This is a genomic window from Mangrovibacterium sp., assembly GCF_041596335.1.
In the GTDB taxonomy this organism is placed as follows: Bacteria; Bacteroidota; Bacteroidia; order Bacteroidales; family Prolixibacteraceae; genus Mangrovibacterium.
On record NZ_JBFHIT010000010.1, the window covers coordinates 74,886 to 95,142 of the forward strand.

The window sequence follows — 20,257 nt, forward strand, 5'->3', positions numbered from 1 at the left end:
TCTGCCCATCGTTTTTACCTGCAATTAGCATTTTCACGCCGCTATTTTGAGCAAAAAGGCCGACCAAAAAATAGACGTTCTCCCGAATTCGACTTTGGGAAATGTTTGTTTGCAGCCGTACTCAGAACAGCCGAAAAAACAAGTTTAACCTAAACATTTTAATGTGAAAAAAACAACAGTCGTTCTACTACTAATGTGTTTGATGCAACAATCCTGCTCGTCAAACGATGAGGTGGATGCAGGAAAACAAGAGAGCTTTTTTTTCAAAGACGATTTTGAAACTTTTAACGGAAACATCTGGACGAAAGAAGTGCACGAAGCAGGCTGGGTAAACCAGGAACTGCAAGCCTACGATGCAGCGCATGTTTCGGTGGGTACCGACGACGGTAAATCGGTGCTGATTTTAACAGCCGAACGCAAAGGCAATAAAATCTACTCCGGACGTGTAAATACCGAAGGAAAAAAGAACTTCAAATACCGAAAGATAGAGGCAAGCATTAAGCTTCCCAAAACCGGCAACGGCCTTTGGCCCGCGTTCTGGATGATGGGAGACAACGGAAAGTCATGGCCGCAATGCGGAGAAATAGATATTATGGAGATGGGCGAACGTAATGGAATTGCCGGAGCTACCACCGAAACATTCCTGAACACAGCCATCCACTACGGAACCGACGCCGGAACAGGGCATCAGCAAGAATACCAGGCTTCAAACTTCCCCCACAGTTTACAGGACGGCCAATACCATGTCTACACCCTGGACTGGAGCGAAAATAGTTTGACCGTATCGGTTGATAATATCGAATTTCATTCGTTCGACATTAGTGAAACCAGCGGACGCTCTGCATATTTCCACGACAATTTCTTCATTCTATTTAATCTTGCCGTAGGTGGTTCTTTTACCGGCATCACCGATATAAACGGAATCACTGCTTTAAAAGACGGTGAAAAAGTGCACATGTATATTGACTGGGTGAAAATCTATTAATCTTAACTATAAATTCGATGAAAATAAAAGCTTACAAATACATTTTGTTTTGCGGACTATTATCTGCCTGCCTTTTCGGAAGCGTATTTCAGGTGAAAGCGGCCGGACTAAATGACTCTGCAACAGAACAACAAGAACTCAAAGTTACAGGAACGGTGAGGGATGCCTCTGGCACCATCATTGGAGCAACTGTTGTAGAAAAAGGAGATCTCCGCAACGGAACTATAACCAATGAAGAAGGCAAATTCAGCCTGAATGTCCGTCCCGGGGCCATTCTTGTTGTCAGTTACATCGGTTATAAAACCCAGGAAGTAGCGGTTGGTCAGCTTCCGCTGGACATTGTCCTGGAAGAAGACAATAAAATGGTTAGCGATGTCGTCGTTACTGCACTTGGAATCAAAAGAGAACGCAAAGCGCTGGGTTATAATGTGGCCGAAGTAAACGGCGACGCACTGACAAAGGCCAAGGAAACCAATGTCATCAATTCAATGGCCGGTCGTGTACCCGGGTTGGTGGTCAGTCAAACTGCTGGCGGGCCATCGGGTTCTACCCGTGTACTCTTGCGCGGAAATACCGAGATGACCGGAAATAATCAGCCCCTGTATGTTATTGATGGTATTCCACTCGACAACACCAATTACGGTAGTGCCGGCACATCCGGTGGTTTCGACCTTGGCGATGGTATTTCGGGCATCAACCCCGATGATATCGAAAATATATCGGTGCTGAAAGGTCCGGCCGCATCTGCTCTTTATGGTAGCCGTGCCAGCCACGGTGTTATCCTGATCACGACCAAAAAAGCCAATGGCAAAAACAGTTTCGACGTGGAATACAACGGAACGGTGACCTTCGATACACAACTTGCCAAATGGAACGACATACAACAGACTTATGGGATGGGCAGCAACGGAACCTACAGCATCGATGCGGTATCCAATACCAATAAAAGCTGGGGTGCGAAAGCTGACGGAACCAATTCCCTGAAATACTATGACGGCGTAGAGCGGCCATACCTCATTATACCCGACAATACCTCGGGCTTTTTCCGCACTGGTCTTACTGCCAGTAATACAGCCATCATCAGCACAAACAACGGTAATACCGGCGTGCGGTTCACTTATACCGACATGCGGAACAAAGATATTGTTCCGGAAACCCATATGAGCCGTGACATCTTTAATCTGCGTGCTAATACTTCGCTGGACAAGGTAGATTTTGATTTCAATGCCAACTATACGCGTGAGGCCGTAAAAAATCGTCCTGCGCTGGGCGACAGCAAGTCGAATATTGGTAAAAACCTGATGACACTGGCCACCACTTACGATCAACGTTGGCTAAAAACCTACCAGGATGAGAATGGCGAGTACGCCAACTGGAATGGCATGGATCCCTACAACGTGAATCCCTATTGGGATGTCTATAAAAATAGCAATGACTCGAAGAAAGATCAATTCCGCTTCAGCGGAAAGGCTATTTGGAATATCAATAAGCATCTGAAGTTGCAGGGAACGGCAGGAGCCGAACTCAACTGGTTTACTTTCGACGACTTTAAAGCCCCCACTACGCCCGGTTTTGAAGCAGGACGCCTTCAAAGCAGTTCGTTCCAAAACCGGATGTACAATTTTGAGCTGCTTGCCCTTTACAACAAAAGCTGGGGAGATTTCGACCTTAATGCGACCCTTGGAGGTAACGTGTACAAAGTGAATAACCAAACCACGGTTATCACAGCTCAGGATATGCAGGTTCGCGATGTCGTGGCCTTGATGAGCTTCAACGAAACCAGCATCGAACTGAACAGTTATCGCAAGCAAATCAACTCGGTCTATGGCGCTGTCAATCTGGGTTGGAAACACATGCTCTATTTCGACGCCACGCTGCGCGGTGACCAGTCGTCGACGCTTCCTACCAGTAACAACATCTATGTCTATCCTTCTTTTTCGGGTAGCTTCGTATTCTCCGAACTGGCTCAGGTAAAAAAATTCATGCCTTACGGAAAGCTCCGCATGTCATGGGCCCAGGTAGGCAGCGATACGAACCCCTACCAGTTAGGACTGGTGTACACCAAATCCAAATTTACTTATCCCGGCTACACCATCGGCTATATCGACAACAACACCATTCCAAACAAGGACTTGAAACCGACAAAGACCAACTCTTTTGAGATCGGTCTGGATACAAAATTCCTAAAAAACCGGGTTGGCGTTGATTTTACCTACTATACGCAGACCAGTAAAAACCAGATTATGGGCATGGCCGGTTCCTGGACATCGGGCTACAACTACCGACTGATTAATGCCGGCGAAATTGAGAATAAAGGTATCGAAATAGCACTCAATACACGTCCCGTTGAAACCAAAGACTTCTCCTGGGATGTAAATCTGAACTTTTCGAAAAACAGCAACAAAGTAAAAAAGCTTGTGGACGATATGGATATGTTCGAATTGGAAAAAGCTGCCTGGCTCGATGTTCAGGTGGCAGCCAAGGTCGGCGAGAATTTTGGTTCGATTGTAGGACCTGATTTTAAGTACAATGATAATGGAGAAGTACTCATCGATCCGCAGACTGGTTTGCCTCAATATGACAAGAGCAATCATGTGCTGGGTAACGCTTCGTGGGACTGGACCGGAGGTGCAACTACGACCTTGACTTACAAAAGACTGTCGCTTTCAGCAATCTTCGACGTAAAAGTGGGAGCCGACCTCTACTCCATGTCTGCCCGTGCAGCTTATGAATCGGGCAAGAGCAAAGAAACACTTGCCGGACGAGAGGGATGGTACCGCTCTGAAGAACAACGTCAAGCTGCCGGCATCGCCAAAGGCTCTGCCAGCTGGAACCCCACCGGAGGATTTGTCGCTCCCGGGGTAATTGACAATGGAGATGGCACTTATCGTCCCAACGACATCTACATCAACCCAGAGGATTACTGGATGAGTGTAAGCCGCAATGCACCGTCAATGTTTGTCTTTGACAACTCGTATGTGAAACTACGCGAACTAACGCTGAGCTACAATGTTCCGAAATCCCTGTTGAAAAATGTTGTAGAAGGTCTCAACCTCTCGTTTGTTGCACGTAACCCATTTATCATCTGGAAAAACATTCCGAACATCGATCCGGATTCCAATTACAATAACACGACTGGTATGGGTATGGAATATGGCTCCTTACCGTCGCGCAGAAGCTACGGGTTCAACGTCAACATTAAATTCTAAACGAATTTCAAGTTTAATTCATTTACAAAGAATATAATACAATGAAATACAATCTATCCTATATAGCAATACTGTTGGTGACCTCTGTCCTGTTCTTTGCCGGCTGCACTGATCAGTACATGGAAAATATGAACACCGACCCCTCGAAGGCTGCCTCTGTTGACCCCAACGCCCAGCTCACTACGGCACAGCTACAAACTTATGGCGACCTGGGAATGGTTGAAATTTACCGCAACTATCTCTACGCGTTCAATCAACAGCTCATGGGATGTTGGAATACCACAAATTATGGAGGACGTCACACGCAAGACAACAGTGAGATGAGCCGCATCTGGACATCGTTTTATCCAATGGCCATCAAGAACATCACGGACGCTGAATACCATACTGCCAACGACAGCCTAAAGGTGAATATTAATTCAGCCTTGCGTATATACAGAGTCTATCTCATGTCTGTTATCACAGACATTTATGGTGATGTACCTTACAGCGAAGCTGGCAAGGGCTTTCTCGAAGGAAAGTTCAACCCCAGCTATGACACGCAGGAAGAAATATACAATGATTTCTTCCTGGAGTTGAATAGTGCTGTTGAAAACCTTGACGCCGCCAAAGACAGAATTACGGGCGACGTTATTTACAACGGAGACATTGCAAAATGGAAAAAACTGGGCAATTCACTTCGCCTGCGCTTTGCCATGCGAATCTCCGATGTAGCACCTCAAAAGGCTCAGGAAGAATTTGAAAAAGCGCTGCAAGCCGATGGCGGCATTCTGGAGACTGCCAGCGACGACGCACTTATCAAATACATGGATATTTCGTTCAGCTTTGGGCAGGAAGCCTATTCCGATTATCGGGGTAATGCTTTGTCGCAGTTGCTTTTCGGTAACGACCCTGCCAATAATCCCAGCTATCTTTGTTCTACCTTATACAATCAACTTTACAACACCGGCGACCCCCGTACTTTCAGAATCGCCCGCTTCTATTACGACGGGCTTATGAGCGCCACAAGTCCGGCCAACCGTGTTGATTTAACTGACGAGATAATCGCCAAAGGCATCCAAACGAACCCCCGCGATCCGGGAGCTTTCTCATGGGAACCGTGGCCTACAGGCTACGACAGCGATATTTTGAAAGAGCTGGCCAAGACCAATCCTTCAGTCAACCCGAGTGTAGCCCGCGAAACCGAGCCAAAACTGGCTAATAATTTTCTCAAAGGCAGTAGTCCGGGGGTTGTGATAACTTCGGCAGAAGTGAAATTCCTGTTAGCAGAAGCCAAATTAAAAGGATGGAATGTTGGAGCTAGCTCTGTTAATGACTTGTATATCCAAGGCGTTCGGGCATCTATGGATTTTTTGACCGATAATTACAATTGCGATGCTGTATCCGACGATGATTTCAACGCGTTCATCCCGAATATAAACATAGGCTACACCGACGAGCAAAAAAAGAAAGCGATTAACACACAAGCATGGATTCTTCATCTCACCAACCCGACCGAATGCTGGGCCAACGTGCGCCGCTCAGGTTATCCCGCACTTAAATCTCCGGCAGATTACGGCTTCGGTCAGTTCCTAACCGGAGGTTCAGAAATTCCGGTACGTCTCTGTTACCCGGTACTCGAATCGTCATACAACAAAGCAAATTATGACGAAGCCTTGAACCGGATGGGTGGCAATAACAGCTGGAACACACCTGTATGGTGGAACAAAATAATTACGGAATAACGATAAAGATGTAAATAGAAGAAATATGAAAACAATATATTTTATACTGGTTGCCGTGCTTGCGATGAATTTCACATTCACAGCATGCAACAACGAAGATCCGTTCTCAACAGCTACTGCCAGTGACGACCCGCGGATACTCGATCCCATTTTCCCGGACCGCGTAAACGGCGAACTGCCTGTTGTCGCCAACATTAGCAGGGATGCCAACCTCCAAATGGAACTGACCGTCACTCCGGCTGACTATACCACCATTTCATGGCAGATCGACGGAATTGAAGTACAAACCGGAACGTCACTCGATATCAACCTCAAAGCAGGTACATACAACTTTAAGGTAATCGTTTCAACCGAAGCCGGTAAATCGACCTATCGCGAGGGTATTGTACAGGTAAATCCCTTAGCGGACGACCCCTGGGCAACAGAAGTCGGCTTTGAGCGTATCATCGCGCCGGGAATAAGCGCCCGCCTTTATGGCAACAATCTTGACAACGTAACGAGCATTATTATTGATGGAATAACCATCAATAATATCGTTTACGTCGCTTCAGAAGACAATCCCTATATCGAATATGAAGTTCCGGCCGACCTGGCCGAAGGTGAGCATCGCGTGGTACTGGTAGACAATGAAAACAACGAATATGGTGGCAACACCGTCAAAGTCACCTACACGGCACTTATCACTTCAGGAGCCGACCGTACCAATGCGAACAGAGAATGGGTAATGACCGGTATCAATCTCGACCAGATTGCTTCGCTGACCTTCGCAGGACAGACGATCACCGGGTTCACCCGGCAGTCGACCACTGAAATCGCAATTACCTGTCCTCAATTGGATGACGGGGAATACCAACTGACCGGTGTTACCCAAAGCGGTGCAGGCTTACAATTCTATGTGGATAAGAATGTCGTTACCGAACAAACAGTCACTGTTTCTTCAACCACTGTACTCTGGCAAGGACACCATTATGTGTCGTGGGATCTTCCTGACGACAGTCCGAACAAAACCTTCAACCTGATTGGCAGTGACGTATTTGCCTCGTTAAAAGCCGGTGCTGTCCTGAGTATTCACTATTCAGTAGCCGCTGAAGCAGCATATCATCAGTTACGTACCACGACCGGCTGGTGGAATGATCTACCCGGCACTTCTGTAATCGAGTTCTCAACAGACGGAGTGAAAGAAGTACAGTTAACACAAGAGGTTCTGGATAAAATTCAGGCTGAAAGCGGATTTCTTTGTGTAGGACATGGCTACTATGTAGATATGGTAACCGTGCAGTAATATGAACAAAAAATTAATCATTGGCTTATGACACTGAAAAAAGTATTACTAATTTTTTCATCAACTATTATGGTTGCCTGCACTACGCAGGTAACCCCTCCTTCAGCAATTGCGGAAGATACTAAGATAGAGCAGCAGGTGAATGACATCATTAAAAAAATGACTCTTGATGAAAAAATAGGTCAAATGACTGAACTTAGCATTGACGTATTAGGTGAATTCGTTAATGATGAATTCAAACTTGATGATGCCAAACTTCACAAGGCCATTGCTGAATTCAAAGTTGGTTCTTTTTTAAATGCCCCTGGTCCTGTAGCACAAAGTCGTGAGAAATGGCAAGAGATTATCGGTAAAATACAGGATGTATCGATGAAAGAAATCGGTATTCCCTGTATCTATGGATTGGATCAGAATCATGGCACCACCTACACATTGGGGGGTACTTTATTCCCGCAAAATATTAATATTGGGGCTTCGTTCAATACCGAATTGGCATACAAATCGGCACAGGTTACTGCTTATGAAACCCGTGCAGCCAACTGTCCGTGGACTTATTCCCCGACTGTGGACATGGCACGCGACCCGAGATGGCCACGTGTTTGGGAGAATTACGGCGAAGATTGCCTGGTTAACTCAATCATGGGGAGTACTGCCGTTCGTGGCTTCCAGGGCGACGATCCTAATCATATCCCAGCGGATCGTATCGCGACTTCAGTAAAACATTATATGGGGTACAGCATGTCGCGTACTGGAAAAGATCGAACGCCAGCTTACATATCCGATGCCGACCTGCGTGAAAAATGTTTTGCACCTTTTAAAGCATGTGTTGAAGCCGGAGCATTAACCATCATGGTCAATAGCGGATCTATTAACGGAGTGCCGGTTCATGCCAACTATGACTTGCTGACCAAATGGTTGAAAGAAGACTTAAAATGGGATGGAATGTTGTTAACTGATTGGGCAGATATTGACAATCTTTACACACGGGAACACATCGCAGCCAATAAGAAAGAGGCTATCCAAATAGCTATTAATGCAGGGATCGACATGGCGATGGAGCCTTACGATCTTCATTTCTGTACACTGCTGAAAGAACTGGTGGAAGAAGATAAGGTACCCATGAGCCGAATTGATGACGCTGTACGCCGGATTCTCAGATTAAAACTCCGCTTGGATCTCTTCAATTGCCCTAATACATTGACTGAAGATTATCCGCTTTTTGGTAGTAATGAACACAAGCAATTAGCACTCCATGTTGCTGAAGAGTCAATGATCCTGCTTAAAAATGAGAATAACATATTACCTCTGACAAAAGGAAAAAAACTCCTTGTCACTGGCCCAAATGCTAATTCCATGCGCTGTTTGAATGGTGGATGGAGCTATTCATGGCAAGGACATCTTACCGATAGGTTTGCTGGTGAGTATAATACCATTTACGAGGCTATATGCAACAAATTTGGTGCGGACAATGTACGATTGGAACAAGGAGTAACCTATAAACAGGAAGGAAGTTATACGGAAGAAAATGAGCCGGAGATTGAAAAAGCTGTTGCCGCAGCACGCAATGTCGATATCATCATTGCTTGTATTGGTGAAAACTCTTATTGCGAAACGCCCGGTAACCTCAACGATCTCGCCATTTCTCCAAATCAACGTAAACTTGTAAAAGCCCTGGCCACTACAGGAAAACCAATTGTGCTAATACTCAACGAAGGTAGGCCTCGTATTATCAACGATATTGAGCCGATGGCAAGTGGTATCATAAACATTTTGTTGCCAGGTAATTTTGGTGGCGATGCGTTGGCCAACATATTAGACGGTAGTGTCAATCCGAGTGCCAAAATGCCATACACATACCCGCGCAATCAAGCCGAACTTACCACCTATGATTACAGGGTAAGCGAAGAAATAGACAAAATGGAGGGAGCGTATGACTATGACGCAGTTATCTCTGTACAATGGCCTTTTGGCTACGGACTTAGCTACACAACATTCGAATACAGTAATTTCAAAGCTAATATGGACTCATTTACAGCTGAGGACGAATTACATTTTTCTGTAGATATAACCAATAGCGGTACGAAATCAGGGAAAGAAGCAGTTATGCTTTTCAGCCGTGATTTGGTGGCGTCCCTTACACCAGAGAGCCGTAGATTAAGAGCATTTAAAAAAGTAGAACTACAGCCTGGCGAAACCCAAACTGTTACCTTGTCCATTAAAGGCAGTGACTTAGCATTTGTTGGTGCAGATGGTAAATGGATATTGGAACAAGGAGATTTTCGTATGCAAAGCGGTAATCAAACCTTGAATATTGAATGTAACAAAACATACAAATGGAACACCCCTAACAAATAAATTGCGGAGCAGTTCAAAACTTGCTGAGTGGTATCTGTAATCGTAAATTAAATATTCAAAACTGAAAGCGCCTCGTGGGCAATTGATGTAATTTGCCGTTTCTAAACTAAACTGATGGCAAATGAAACAAACTTTTTTTGTGGCATTCATGATCTTTTCTCTTATTGTGAATGCACAGAAGTACACGGAGTCCACGCCTTTTGGATTTGATGTGTCCCGACCGAATATTCCACATGGGAAGATAGACACATTGGTTTATCACTCCGAAACAGTAGGGGCCGATCGGAAAACCTTGATCTATACACCTCCGGGATATTCTGATGATACAAAATATCCGGTTTTATACCTGTTGCACGGCATTGGTGGCGACGAAAAAGAATGGTACAATCAGGGAGCCCCACAAGTTATCCTCGATAACCTTTATGCTGAAGGCAAGTTGAAACCAATGATCGTGGTTTTACCAAATGGTCGGGCCATGGTGGACGACAGGGCTGTTGGAAATATTATGGCGCCAGACAAAGTTCAGGCTTTTTCCAATTTTGAACTGGATTTACTTCATGATTTGATCCCATTTGTGGAACAAAAATACGCTGTATTGGCAGATCGCGATCATCGCGCTCTTGCCGGATTATCAATGGGGGGAGGCCAAGCGTTGAATTTCGGTCTGGGACATCTGGACACGTTTGCTTGGGTTGGCGGTTTTTCTTCGGCACCTAATACAAAACTGCCGGAAGAACTTGTACCAGACCCTGAAAAGGCAAAGGAACAGTTAAAATTACTTTGGATTTCCTGCGGTGACCAAGATGGCTTGATTCGTTTTAGTGAGCGGACTCACACTTACTTGACGGAAAATGGTGTGCCTCATATTTATCAGGTAATTCCTGGCGGATATCACGACTTCAAGGTGTGGAAAGATAATCTCTACCAGTTTTCTCAACTGCTTTTCAAGTAAGAATATGTCTTCAGATAAGTCTGAATTTTGACAGCGCTGTCAAAAACGTTGATTTTATCGAATTTTAACAGCAACGCCTGTCATGGACGCGAAGTTAAATTTCGTATCACTAGTGTCCCATTAAAATCGGGACGTTATTAAAAATTAAACAAATTTGGCTCATTAAGCCTAAAACGTTCTTTGTCATTTTGAAATTTAGTTCTGTCGAATAGGTCAGTAAGGTGAGTTTTGTCTGTTAAAGATATGCTCAGAATCTGCAAAACCTCATAAGTGCTTCTGTCAAGTTGCATGTCTTTTTGGACGATAGCAACTAAGCAGTATGTGCACATGGCTACGTAGATTTGTATCCGAACAGCATTTTCAGTAGTACCCCAGAATTTCTTAATTTTCAGATGTTGCTTCAACCATTTGAAGAACAGCTCGACTTGCCATCGGTTCTTGTAAAGTTCAGCAACTTGAAGTGCAGAAATATGCATCGCATTGGTCAAGAATACAAGCTCACGCTTTTGTTCTTCATCCCAATATTTGACCATCCGAAAATGTTCTGGATAGTATTGCTTGGGATAAAAACCAGTCAATTTAATTGATGCGTCTGAAAGTACGTTCTTGGGCATTCTTCGTTTCCATTTGATTATCTGGAATTGAAGATTCTTCTTAGCTCTGACGACGAAGAAAGCTCCTATCTGATGAATCTTATACAGCATCTTGAAGTGATTGTATGCACGATCAAATATGTAATAAGATCCTGACTCATAAGGAATCTCTTTCATTGCTGTAGAATCATGTACCGAAGCTTCAGTAATATGAAAGAATGCCGGTATTTGTGTTTCTACATCATACAATGTATGCACTTTGATTCCGCCTTTTTTCTTGCGAAACTTCGCCCACCAAAATACCGAAAGGCATAAGTCAATCGTGGTTGAATCAAAAGCGTAGACATTACCATCTAGTCTGAGGATGTCGGAAACTCGTTTTTGCCGGGCTTCGTTTACCAAATAGTAAGCATACTCTTCAAAGATGTGATAGTCTCTGCCCCCGTTGGCTCTGGCCAGAGATGATTTTGAAACATTCTTGCCCAAACCCAAATGATATGATTTGGAATGATGAGCTTCAAGAGCGACTATCAAATCTCTCAGGCTTTCACGATTCGAAAGCTGGCCAAACATCATCGAAAGAAGTTGATTCCAACAAGTGAAATGCTTCACATATCTGTCACCGTTATATTTGGCAACAATACGGTTGAATTTACTTCGATTTAAAAACGAGACCAGTTGAGCGAAAACATATTTGTCTTGAAACATATGCTGTCAGATTAATCTGAAGCAAAGCTAGAATTCAAGTCCGTTCGCTTTCGAAACCTCTGTAATCAACTAAATTTCAAAATTTTCAAAGAACTATATTGGATTTTAATGGGACACCAATGAGACCAACTGATAAACTGCAGCTTTAATCTTCTTAATCAACTGGGTGTTCTTGTCTTCGACTAATTCTAATCCGGTATTTCGAAGTCCATTTGCTAATAATTGCAGGTTCTCTTCTGACAGGTTCTCTAATAATTCGACCTCACCCAGTTCAACAGTCATCTCGTGAACCCCAAGTTTATTCATTTCGCTTCTTACCAGTGTCTTACAACGAGTGCTCTTCATATTTTTAACATATAGGATCATGCCGGGATAACGTGTTAATATTTCAAAGAATGTACGGATCTCCGTATATGTATAACTCATAGAAACAAATAAATCAGAGTGATGCGATTATTGTTCGCATTTCTTCTATCGTTTTCCCAAGTTTGTATCCCAGCATCTCAACCATTTCTTTTTCCTTTCCCTCGGGAAAGTTCAGATCCTCGTTGGTAATAAACGGAAATTTCTGTTTGATTTTTCCTTTCTTCCCGTTCCAGTATCCAATGGCATTATCGTACATGGTTTGCAATTCAGTGCCCAGATAAAATTTTGGGAACTTAAAGATAAATCATTCACTCTTTAGAGGCATTACACAATTCTTTGAAAAACTTACATCATTCACACCTTTGCCTCCGTCGACTCTATCGTTCAACAGATGTGCAATTTGATTTATAACGTGGAATAAGAAAATCTGTTCTTTATTCTCCATCTGTTACCAGGGGAAAAGGCCAATTTAAATCTGAATGTTTTGCATGCTGCTTAGTACACCAAATACTTTCAGCAACCAAATCACCAGAATAATCACGACAACAGCGTTCAGAATACCTTTTATTGTGCGTTGCATGGGAATATAGCTATTCACCAGCCAAAGGATAACTCCAACACCAAGAATGACGATAAAAACGGTTAAAATAGGCATGATGTGTTTTTTTTTTTTAGTTTGTATTGAATAACTGTCTTTGTATTATCGGGTAATCTTTCAATCTGCCCGGGAGAACAGCGAATTGATAACCTGTGTTTTAGTTAACCGGAACAAGCGCTTTCAACTCATTTTGAAGTTCATCCATATCATCGTTGAAACGGTTTTTAAATAATGACCAATCGGATTCTCCGAGATCTTTATAATTAGCCAAGGACTTTTCCAGGTCACTGTTTTTTTGTTCCAGTTTGGAAATCTTATCCATGCAAACCTTATCTGTTGCTTCAAGTTTCAGGTACTTTGCCCTTAAAACTGAAATATTTTTTCGGTTGCTTAAGAATTTCAGATCAGCGGCTTTCTTAAACTCATGAAATTCGGCGGTGGAATCCTTTAAAGCTTTCATCATTATCATTTTTGAACGAACGGAATCCTTCCGGGACATCATCATCATTTCGGAATGGATCGAATCCTTCCTGACTTTCATCATTTCCATTTTGGGACTAATGGTGTCGTTCCGGGCTGTTTGTAAACCAACGCTTGTTTTTGTTGGCCGGTTATTGGCTTCCTGTCCGAACGATATCGAAACCGTACCCGCCATTAAGGCAGTCAGCATCATGCAGAAAATTATTTTTCTCATCGGATTGTTTATTAAGTGAATATCTAACCAAAGCGTAAAGTTATCCATCACTTGACCCGAAAGCATTACACAATTCACGATAAGAGTTACATCATTCACATATCAGCAGTCATGTAAAATGCACTTGATAAGTAAAATAATAGCTTATTGATCCTGTTCTGGTCAACCAAAGCGCATGCCTTTACTGCAACTTCGAATTTTTCAATTCATTCAAAAGTTCACGTAGGTTTACGGTTGCATAGGTTGACGCATAATCGGACATGGCGTAGGGTATGATTAAATCGTCGTTGTGAATCGTGGAGCCACAGGAATAAACAACGTTGGGCACGTAGCCTTCACGTTCTTCGGCATTGGGCATTAATAGCGGTGATTTCAGTCGGCCAATTTCTTTCTCCGGCCGTTGAAGATCGAAAAGCGAAGCTCCTAAAACATATTCACGCATCGGGCCTACACCGTGTGTGATGACCAACCAACCTTCGGGTGTTTCTATTGGTGAGCCACAATTCCCGATTTGAATTAACTCCCATGGGAATTTGGGTTGTTGTAACAATTGAGCCTCGCGCCAAATGTTAACATTATCCGAGAAGGCGATGTAATTGTTAAAACCATCCAATCGGCAAAGCATGGCATATTTCCCGTTTACTTTGCGCGGGAAAAGCGCCATTCCTTTGTTTTGGGCAATTTCACCATGAAGCGGCAATACCCGGAAGTGGTAAAAATCCTTGGTGTCGAGCATCTTTGGCAATATGCTTACACCATCGTATGCGGTGTAGGTGGCATAATAGGTTACCTCGTTTTTGTCATTGGTGAATTTCACAAAGCGGGCGTCCTCAATCCCATTTTTTTCGTTTGCCGAGACCGGAAAGATTACCCGTTCGGAGATATTCGTGTCCAGCGAAAAATCGAGTTCGTAGTGCGACGACGCCAGCCAGTTGATCTGATTAAACAAAATTTCTTTATCCGCGGCAAGATGAAGTGATTTTCTGGCCTCTTCAATGCAAATCTTTAGTTCTTCATACGAAAACTTGTCATCTAAGCGATCCAGGATCAAACCGGGTGGGATGATTCCATGAACATCCTTCATCTCAGCTAATAAATCTTTGAACGACTCTTTATCGTAAATATGACGATTGATATGTTCTGCTTCTTCCAGCATCTTCCCAACCGGCTCAATAATCAGGTTGTTGTATTTATCAAGCACACCGGTCCGGAAAACGATTGATGAGATATGTCCCTCGCCGGTTGCCCTGAAACTAAAAATAACTCTTTTTTCGTCCGGCCCGGTTTCCGATTGGTCGGGATGTTCAACAATTGATGGATTGAAAAAAGCGGCCGATTCAATCGAATACTCCATGGTAAAATAAGAACCAACCAGTAGCTTTTGTGCTGTATTAAGCGATTCGGAATCTAAATCCAATCGTTTAAACAAATGAGAAATTCTATTGAAATGTCGTTCAAAAATTTTTGAAATATTCCGATGTCGTAAAGAAAAATCTCTTAACACTGGGTTTATGGCAACCGCTGCTTCGTTTTTTGACATCTCCAGCACCGAGCGAATAGTACTCAAGGCCCTTTCATCTCCTGCGTATAGAAAACGAGCAATTACCCGGCTGGCATCGGGCCGAAATTTGATGTCTTTTCTGGTCACTGCAATCTGCATGGGCTACATTGTATGAATTGTGTTAAAGGTAGTCGCTAAAATTGAATAAACTCTATTAATTCTCAATTAGTTCAAGTTCAAAATCACAGAGAATAATATAAAAAAAATGCATCTATTGGGAGATGCAATAGCAATATCACTCTTTTTAAAAATTAAATTATCCGCTTAAGAAATTTAAGCTCCGGGGATGAAATCAGTCAAAAGGCAAGGGCGTAGATATATTCAATTTTTCAATCATCAACCCGTTTCCTTTTGTCCGTTCGTCCCCGTTACGTCATGGGGTACTAAGCGTTCAATGAAGTCGAGCCATGCAATTTTACCACCCACTTCGGTATTCAAATTTTGTGTGCAAATTGTGTGCAAATTAAAAAGGAGTTACGACAATTCTCAGTCATAACTCCTTTATTCTCAGTGTAGCGAGAGGCGGGCATGATCCGCCGACCTCATGATTATGAATCATGCGCTCTAACCAACTGAGCTACCTCGCCATTTTTTTTGTAGAACTTTTTCAGAATTTACAGTGCTTTTAGGCATTGTGTTTTTCCAAAATTGCGGTGCAAATATAGTATTTAATTTTTACCATTTGCAAATAAAATTTTAAAAATATTTATCCAATTTTAAACGGATTGGTTAATTTGCCGATAATAACTATATTGCGCTAAACTAATACACCGATGACCTCAAAAACAAAAATAGAATTGGAGTTTCCAATGAAATGTTCGCCAAGCGTACTATATAATCGATTAAGTACAGCATCCGGACTTACGGAGTGGTTTGCCGATGACGTCAATGTCAAGGGAAAGCTCTTTTCATTTATTTGGGACGGTTCGACGCAAGTTGCAGAAATGATTCAAAGCAAAGACAGTCGGCTGGTTCGTTTTAAGTGGGAAGATGACGACGATGAGGATACTTATTTCGAATTTTTGATCAATAAGGATGAGATGACCGGTGATGTTTCCTTGTTAATAACTGATTTTGCCGACGAAGGCGAAGAAGAGGAGACTACCGACCTGTGGAATAGTCAGATTGCCGATTTGCGTCAGGTTCTGGGTTGTTAATTTCAATTTAACTTTACTTTTCTCCAAAATAGCTTAGTTTTGTATCGTTTCCAATAAATAACAATGAAACGATTACATCAATATGTACTAAAGAGCTTTTTGGGCCCTTTTTTCATGACTTTTTTTATTTGTGTTTTCATTCTGCTCATGCAGTTCCTGTGGAAATACATTGATGATATGGTCGGAAAAGGCCTGGAATGGAATATTGTAGCTGAGCTTTTGCTTTATGCCTCCATGGGCTTGGTTCCCATGGCGTTCCCACTTGCTACGCTCCTTGCGTCAATCATGACCTTTGGAAGTTTGGGTGAAAATTACGAGTTGGTCGCGATGAAGGCGTCCGGAATTTCACTTTTCCGAATCATGAAGCCGCTGGTGTTTGTTGCCATCGGTTTGGCCCTTTTTGCCTTTTACTTTTCGAATAATATTCTGCCTCAAAGTAACCTCAAATTCGGTGCTTTGATGAATAGTATCAAAAAGCAAAAGCCGGAAATGGTGATCACCGAAGGAATCTTTACCAATGATATCGATGGATACAGTATTAAGGTGGATCGAAAAAGCAAAAGTGGCAACATGCTGTATAAGATTCTTATATACGATCACAGATCAAATCAGGGAAACACTTCGGTAACAGTTGCCGATTCCGGATTCATGAAAATCTCTGAAGATAAGAAGTTCATGATCATGACCATGTTTAACGGAGAGACTGCGATCGATGAGAATCCACAGGAAAACAGACGAACCAAACGTTATGCATTTCGGAGGACTCATTTCGAGAAACAAATTGTGACTGTGCCTTTGCGCGGCTTCGATTTTAAACGAACCGACGAAGATAATCTGCGGAATATGTATCGGATGCTAACTTTAAAGCAGCTGGAGCACGTTGAGGATTCGCTTTATAATGACTACAACAGGCGTGTCAGACGTTTTGCCATCAATATGCGTTACAACACGGTTTTAAATCGATCAGTGGTTGATCTCACGAATTTGGACGACTCGTTGTTCACCTATAGCCCACTGGTTGCAAATCGCGAACTGAGCTTTGATTCGGTGCTTGTAAATTTAGATCCCATGGAGCGCGATGAAGCTTATACAACCGCGTTAAGCCAAGCCAGAATGAACAAACAGACCATTGACCAAAATGTATTTGAACTGTATAATATTAAGAAAAGTTTGAACAAATATTCGATGGAGAAGCATCGGAAGTTCACCTGGTCGGTTGCCTGCTTGATTTTCTTTTTTATCGGCGCACCCTTGGGGGCGATCATTCGTAAAGGAGGATTGGGAATGCCAACGGTGGTTTCTATTCTGATGTTTATCTTGTATTACATGGTCTCAATATCAGGCGAAAAGGCTGCTCGTGAAGATGTCTGGCCAATGATGGAGGGAATGTGGTTTTCAAGCTTGATTTTCTTTCCGCTAGGTTTTTTCCTGACCTATAAAGCCGCAACCGACTCTGGATTAATGAATGTTGAAACTTATTCCTATAAGTTGAAGCGGCTATGGAACTTTGTCGTTCGAAAAAGCAGTGATTCAGAAAAAATAGCTCATGCGAATTCTTCAACTAACGAATAAAGCTCCGTGGCCACCAACCGATGGTGGAACCATTGCTACACTGACTTTGTCTAAGGGGTTTTTCCTGTTAGGGCATCAGGTTAGCATTTTGGCCATGAGTACGGAGAAGCATCATACCCGGTTGGACGAAATACCGGAGCATTTGGCCGCGCAGATCGATTTTCATCTGGTTGAAGTGCCGGCTAAAATTAATTATCGGGATGCGTTGAGTAATCTGCTTTTTTCAAATTTACCCTATTTGGCCAGCCGGTTTATTAACGAGGACTATAGCGAGGCATTGATCAAATTGTTGGGTGAGAAGGAGTACGACGTTATTCAACTGGAAGGCCTGTACCTTTGTCCGTATATTCCCTTGCTCAGGAGGCATAGCAAGGCTTTAATCGCTTATCGGGCACACAATATCGAACACGAAATATGGGATCGGTCCAAGCAAATGGCCGTAGGCTTCAAACGGTTATACCTGTCGTTACTCACTCGCCGTTTGCGGAAATTCGAGTTAGATTACCTGAATAGCTACGATGTGTTGGTGTCGATTACAGAACGAGATGGCCAAATGTTGGATCGGTTAGGAAATACAAAACCACGGATTACTTCTCAAACCGGTATCGACTTGTCGACCTTAGTGCCAACTGCCAAAGACCTGGAGTTTCCGTCCTTATTTCATATCGGATCGTTGGAGTGGGGACCTAATCAGGAAGGCCTTTTGTGGTTTTTGCGCGAGTGCTGGCCATTGATTCATGCGGCCTATCCGGAACTAACCTTTTACATTGCCGGGCGGAACGCGCCGGCTTGGCTCGAAACGAAATTAAAAATGGACGGCGTGGCGTTTCTTGGAGAGATTGAAGATGCCTATAAATTCATGAATTCGAAGGCGATTATGATGGTTCCACTTCGTTCAGGGTCTGGTATGCGTATCAAAATTGTTGAAGGAATGGCACTTGGCAAGGCGATTGTTTCAACCAATATTGGAGTAGAAGGGATTGCAGCTACTGACCGTAAAAATATTCTGATTGCCAATGAACCCGGGGAATTTTTACAGGCCATAGCTGCGTTAATCGAAAATAAGGAACTTTACCGAAGCGTTTGCAAAAATGCCGTTGAGTTTATTCGCGAGAAATTTGATAACCTGGCTATTGTCTCGTCATTGATAGATTTTTATAACCGACAAATAAATGATTGAGAAACTGTTTTGGATATCAGTTGTCGTAGTCGGGTATACCTTTGCCGGTTATACGATCTTGCTGGCTATTATTGTTCTCATAAAACGAATCTTTAGTTCAACGAAATTACCAATGCCAAATCCGGCTGAATTGCCGGAAGTTTGCCTGTTTGTTACCGCCTACAACGAGGCTGATTGTGTGGTCGCTAAAGTTGAAAATTCACTTCAGCTTAATTATCCCAAAGAAAAACTGAAGTTGCTTTGGATTACTGACGGATCGGACGATGACACCAACAGCCGACTGGAGAAATACCCGGAGGTGAGGGTCGAATATTTACCCGAACGAAGAGGGAAGGTGCACGCCATGAACCGGGGAATGCAGTTTGTTGACTCGCCTTTTGTGGTGTTTACCGACAGTAACACTCTGCTTTCGCCTGACTCTGTTCAGAAGTTGATCCGGCATTTTCAGGATGAACGGATTGGCTGTGTTGCCGGTGAAAAAAGGGTTTTTAAAGGATCGGCGGAAAATATGGCGGCCGCGGGCGAAAACTTGTACTGGAACATGGAGTCGATTTTGAAGCAGTTCGAGTCGGAGTTAAGCTCAGTAGTGGGGGTCGTCGGTGAGCTGTTCGCCATTCGTCGCGACCTTTTCGTTCCGGTCGCGAATAATTGTTTACTCGACGATTTTCAGATATCGATGGGTTTAGCCGTAGACGGACACCGGGTTGTGTACGAATCAGAAGCGGTTGCATGGGAAAACGGCTCACAGAATGTAAGGGAAGAACTAAAGCGCAAGAGCCGGATCGCAGCCGGCGGACTGCAGGCTATGATAAAAATGCCTGCCTTACTGAATCCCTTTCGGGTTGGCTGGGTGAGTTTTCAATATTTTTCGCATAAAATATTGCGGTGGACAGTAGCACCCTGGTGTATTTTGATTGCCTTTCTTTCAAATTTTTTGTTAGTGTTTTTTGCAACCGGAAATTCTTTAGAATTAATTTACATCGTCGTTTTTGCATTGCAGCTTGGCTGGTATTTGTTTGCCTTTGTGGGTTTTAAGGCAGAAGGGGCGATTGCCGGCAATAAGTTGTTTTATATTCCATACTATTTTACCGCCATCAATTATGCGACAATTAAAGGTCTTTTTCGGTTTCTGAAAGGCAAGCAACCAGTCACTTGGGAAAAAGCTCGTCGGGCTTAGAATAGCAAAAGTCATTTAAATATCGATAAAAATCCTTAGTTTTGCAGCGGCATTTTGAAAACCAACGAATTATAATGACCGAGTTCAAATTAAATACAATTGCTGAAGCGATCGCAGCCATAAAAAATGGTGATTTGGTGATCG

The 20,257-nt window shown here is 43.2% G+C and carries 16 protein-coding genes and 1 tRNA gene; 10 read left to right on the plus strand and 7 right to left on the minus strand.

The window, feature by feature from the left end; all coding sequences use genetic code 11:
- Positions 1–163: 163 nt before the first annotated feature.
- From ABZD21_RS05830 to ABZD21_RS05855, 6 genes are all read left to right on the plus strand, one after another.
- Entirely contained in the window at positions 164–985 is an 822-nt protein-coding gene (locus ABZD21_RS05830; RefSeq protein ID WP_372773611.1) for a family 16 glycosylhydrolase, read from the plus strand.
- A gap of 17 nt (positions 986–1,002) precedes the next feature.
- The gene (locus ABZD21_RS05835; protein WP_372773613.1) at positions 1,003–4,194 is read left to right on the plus strand and encodes a SusC/RagA family TonB-linked outer membrane protein; all 3,192 of its coding nucleotides are present in this window, start codon (positions 1,003–1,005) and stop codon (positions 4,192–4,194) included.
- 41 nt (positions 4,195–4,235) lie between these two features.
- On the plus strand, positions 4,236–5,918 hold the full coding sequence (locus ABZD21_RS05840; protein ID WP_372773615.1) for a SusD/RagB family nutrient-binding outer membrane lipoprotein: 1,683 nt from the start codon (positions 4,236–4,238) through the stop codon (positions 5,916–5,918).
- A 25-nt stretch (positions 5,919–5,943) separates the two neighbouring features.
- Positions 5,944–7,200, plus strand: a complete 1,257-nt coding sequence (locus tag ABZD21_RS05845; RefSeq protein WP_372773617.1) for a hypothetical protein — start codon at positions 5,944–5,946, stop codon at positions 7,198–7,200.
- A 27-nt stretch (positions 7,201–7,227) separates the two neighbouring features.
- Complete coding sequence (locus ABZD21_RS05850) at positions 7,228–9,555, plus strand: glycoside hydrolase family 3 N-terminal domain-containing protein (RefSeq protein WP_372773618.1); 2,328 nt, start codon at positions 7,228–7,230, stop codon at positions 9,553–9,555.
- 121 nt (positions 9,556–9,676) lie between these two features.
- Entirely contained in the window at positions 9,677–10,507 is an 831-nt protein-coding gene (locus ABZD21_RS05855) for an alpha/beta hydrolase (RefSeq protein WP_372773620.1), read from the plus strand.
- 137 nt (positions 10,508–10,644) lie between these two features.
- Here the strand turns inward: ABZD21_RS05855 and ABZD21_RS05860 are convergent, their stop codons facing one another.
- The 7 genes from ABZD21_RS05860 to ABZD21_RS05890 form a co-directional block, all read right to left on the minus strand.
- The gene (locus tag ABZD21_RS05860; RefSeq protein ID WP_372773622.1) at positions 10,645–11,808 is read right to left on the minus strand and encodes an IS4 family transposase; all 1,164 of its coding nucleotides are present in this window, start codon (positions 11,806–11,808) and stop codon (positions 10,645–10,647) included.
- A 105-nt stretch (positions 11,809–11,913) separates the two neighbouring features.
- Positions 11,914–12,153: a hypothetical protein gene (locus tag ABZD21_RS05865; RefSeq protein WP_372773624.1), complete on the minus strand. Its 240-nt coding sequence runs from the start codon at positions 12,151–12,153 to the stop codon at positions 11,914–11,916.
- Positions 12,154–12,247: 94 nt separating this feature from the next.
- Positions 12,248–12,430: a hypothetical protein gene (locus ABZD21_RS05870; RefSeq protein ID WP_372773626.1), complete on the minus strand. Its 183-nt coding sequence runs from the start codon at positions 12,428–12,430 to the stop codon at positions 12,248–12,250.
- Positions 12,431–12,643: 213 nt separating this feature from the next.
- Positions 12,644–12,829, minus strand: coding sequence for a Thivi_2564 family membrane protein (locus ABZD21_RS05875; RefSeq protein WP_372773628.1), 186 nt, complete (start codon positions 12,827–12,829; stop codon positions 12,644–12,646).
- A 100-nt stretch (positions 12,830–12,929) separates the two neighbouring features.
- Positions 12,930–13,466 (minus strand): hypothetical protein, encoded by a 537-nt coding sequence (locus tag ABZD21_RS05880; protein WP_372773630.1) that lies wholly within the window; start codon positions 13,464–13,466, stop codon positions 12,930–12,932.
- 181 nt (positions 13,467–13,647) lie between these two features.
- Entirely contained in the window at positions 13,648–15,126 is a 1,479-nt protein-coding gene (locus ABZD21_RS05885) for a glycoside hydrolase family 130 protein (RefSeq protein ID WP_372773632.1), read from the minus strand.
- 414 nt (positions 15,127–15,540) lie between these two features.
- Positions 15,541–15,614, minus strand: a tRNA-Met gene (locus tag ABZD21_RS05890).
- A 186-nt stretch (positions 15,615–15,800) separates the two neighbouring features.
- Between ABZD21_RS05890 and ABZD21_RS05895 the strand changes: the two genes are divergently transcribed.
- The 4 genes from ABZD21_RS05895 (at position 15,801) to ABZD21_RS05910 (ending at position 20,113) form a co-directional block, all read left to right on the plus strand.
- Complete coding sequence (locus ABZD21_RS05895; RefSeq protein WP_372773634.1) at positions 15,801–16,184, plus strand: START-like domain-containing protein; 384 nt, start codon at positions 15,801–15,803, stop codon at positions 16,182–16,184.
- A gap of 63 nt (positions 16,185–16,247) precedes the next feature.
- Positions 16,248–17,756 carry an LptF/LptG family permease gene (locus ABZD21_RS05900; protein WP_372773635.1) on the plus strand — a complete coding sequence of 503 codons (1,509 nt, stop codon included), beginning with the start codon at positions 16,248–16,250 and terminating at the stop codon, positions 17,754–17,756.
- Positions 17,731–18,936 (plus strand): glycosyltransferase family 4 protein, encoded by a 1,206-nt coding sequence (locus ABZD21_RS05905; RefSeq protein WP_372773637.1) that lies wholly within the window; start codon positions 17,731–17,733, stop codon positions 18,934–18,936. Before ABZD21_RS05900 ends, ABZD21_RS05905 begins: the two co-directional genes overlap by 26 nt.
- A complete protein-coding gene (locus ABZD21_RS05910) occupies positions 18,929–20,113 on the plus strand; it encodes a glycosyltransferase family 2 protein (protein WP_372773639.1) in 1,185 nt (394 codons plus the stop codon). The genes ABZD21_RS05905 and ABZD21_RS05910 overlap by 8 nt, the downstream gene beginning before the upstream one ends.
- Positions 20,114–20,257 lie beyond the last annotated feature (144 nt).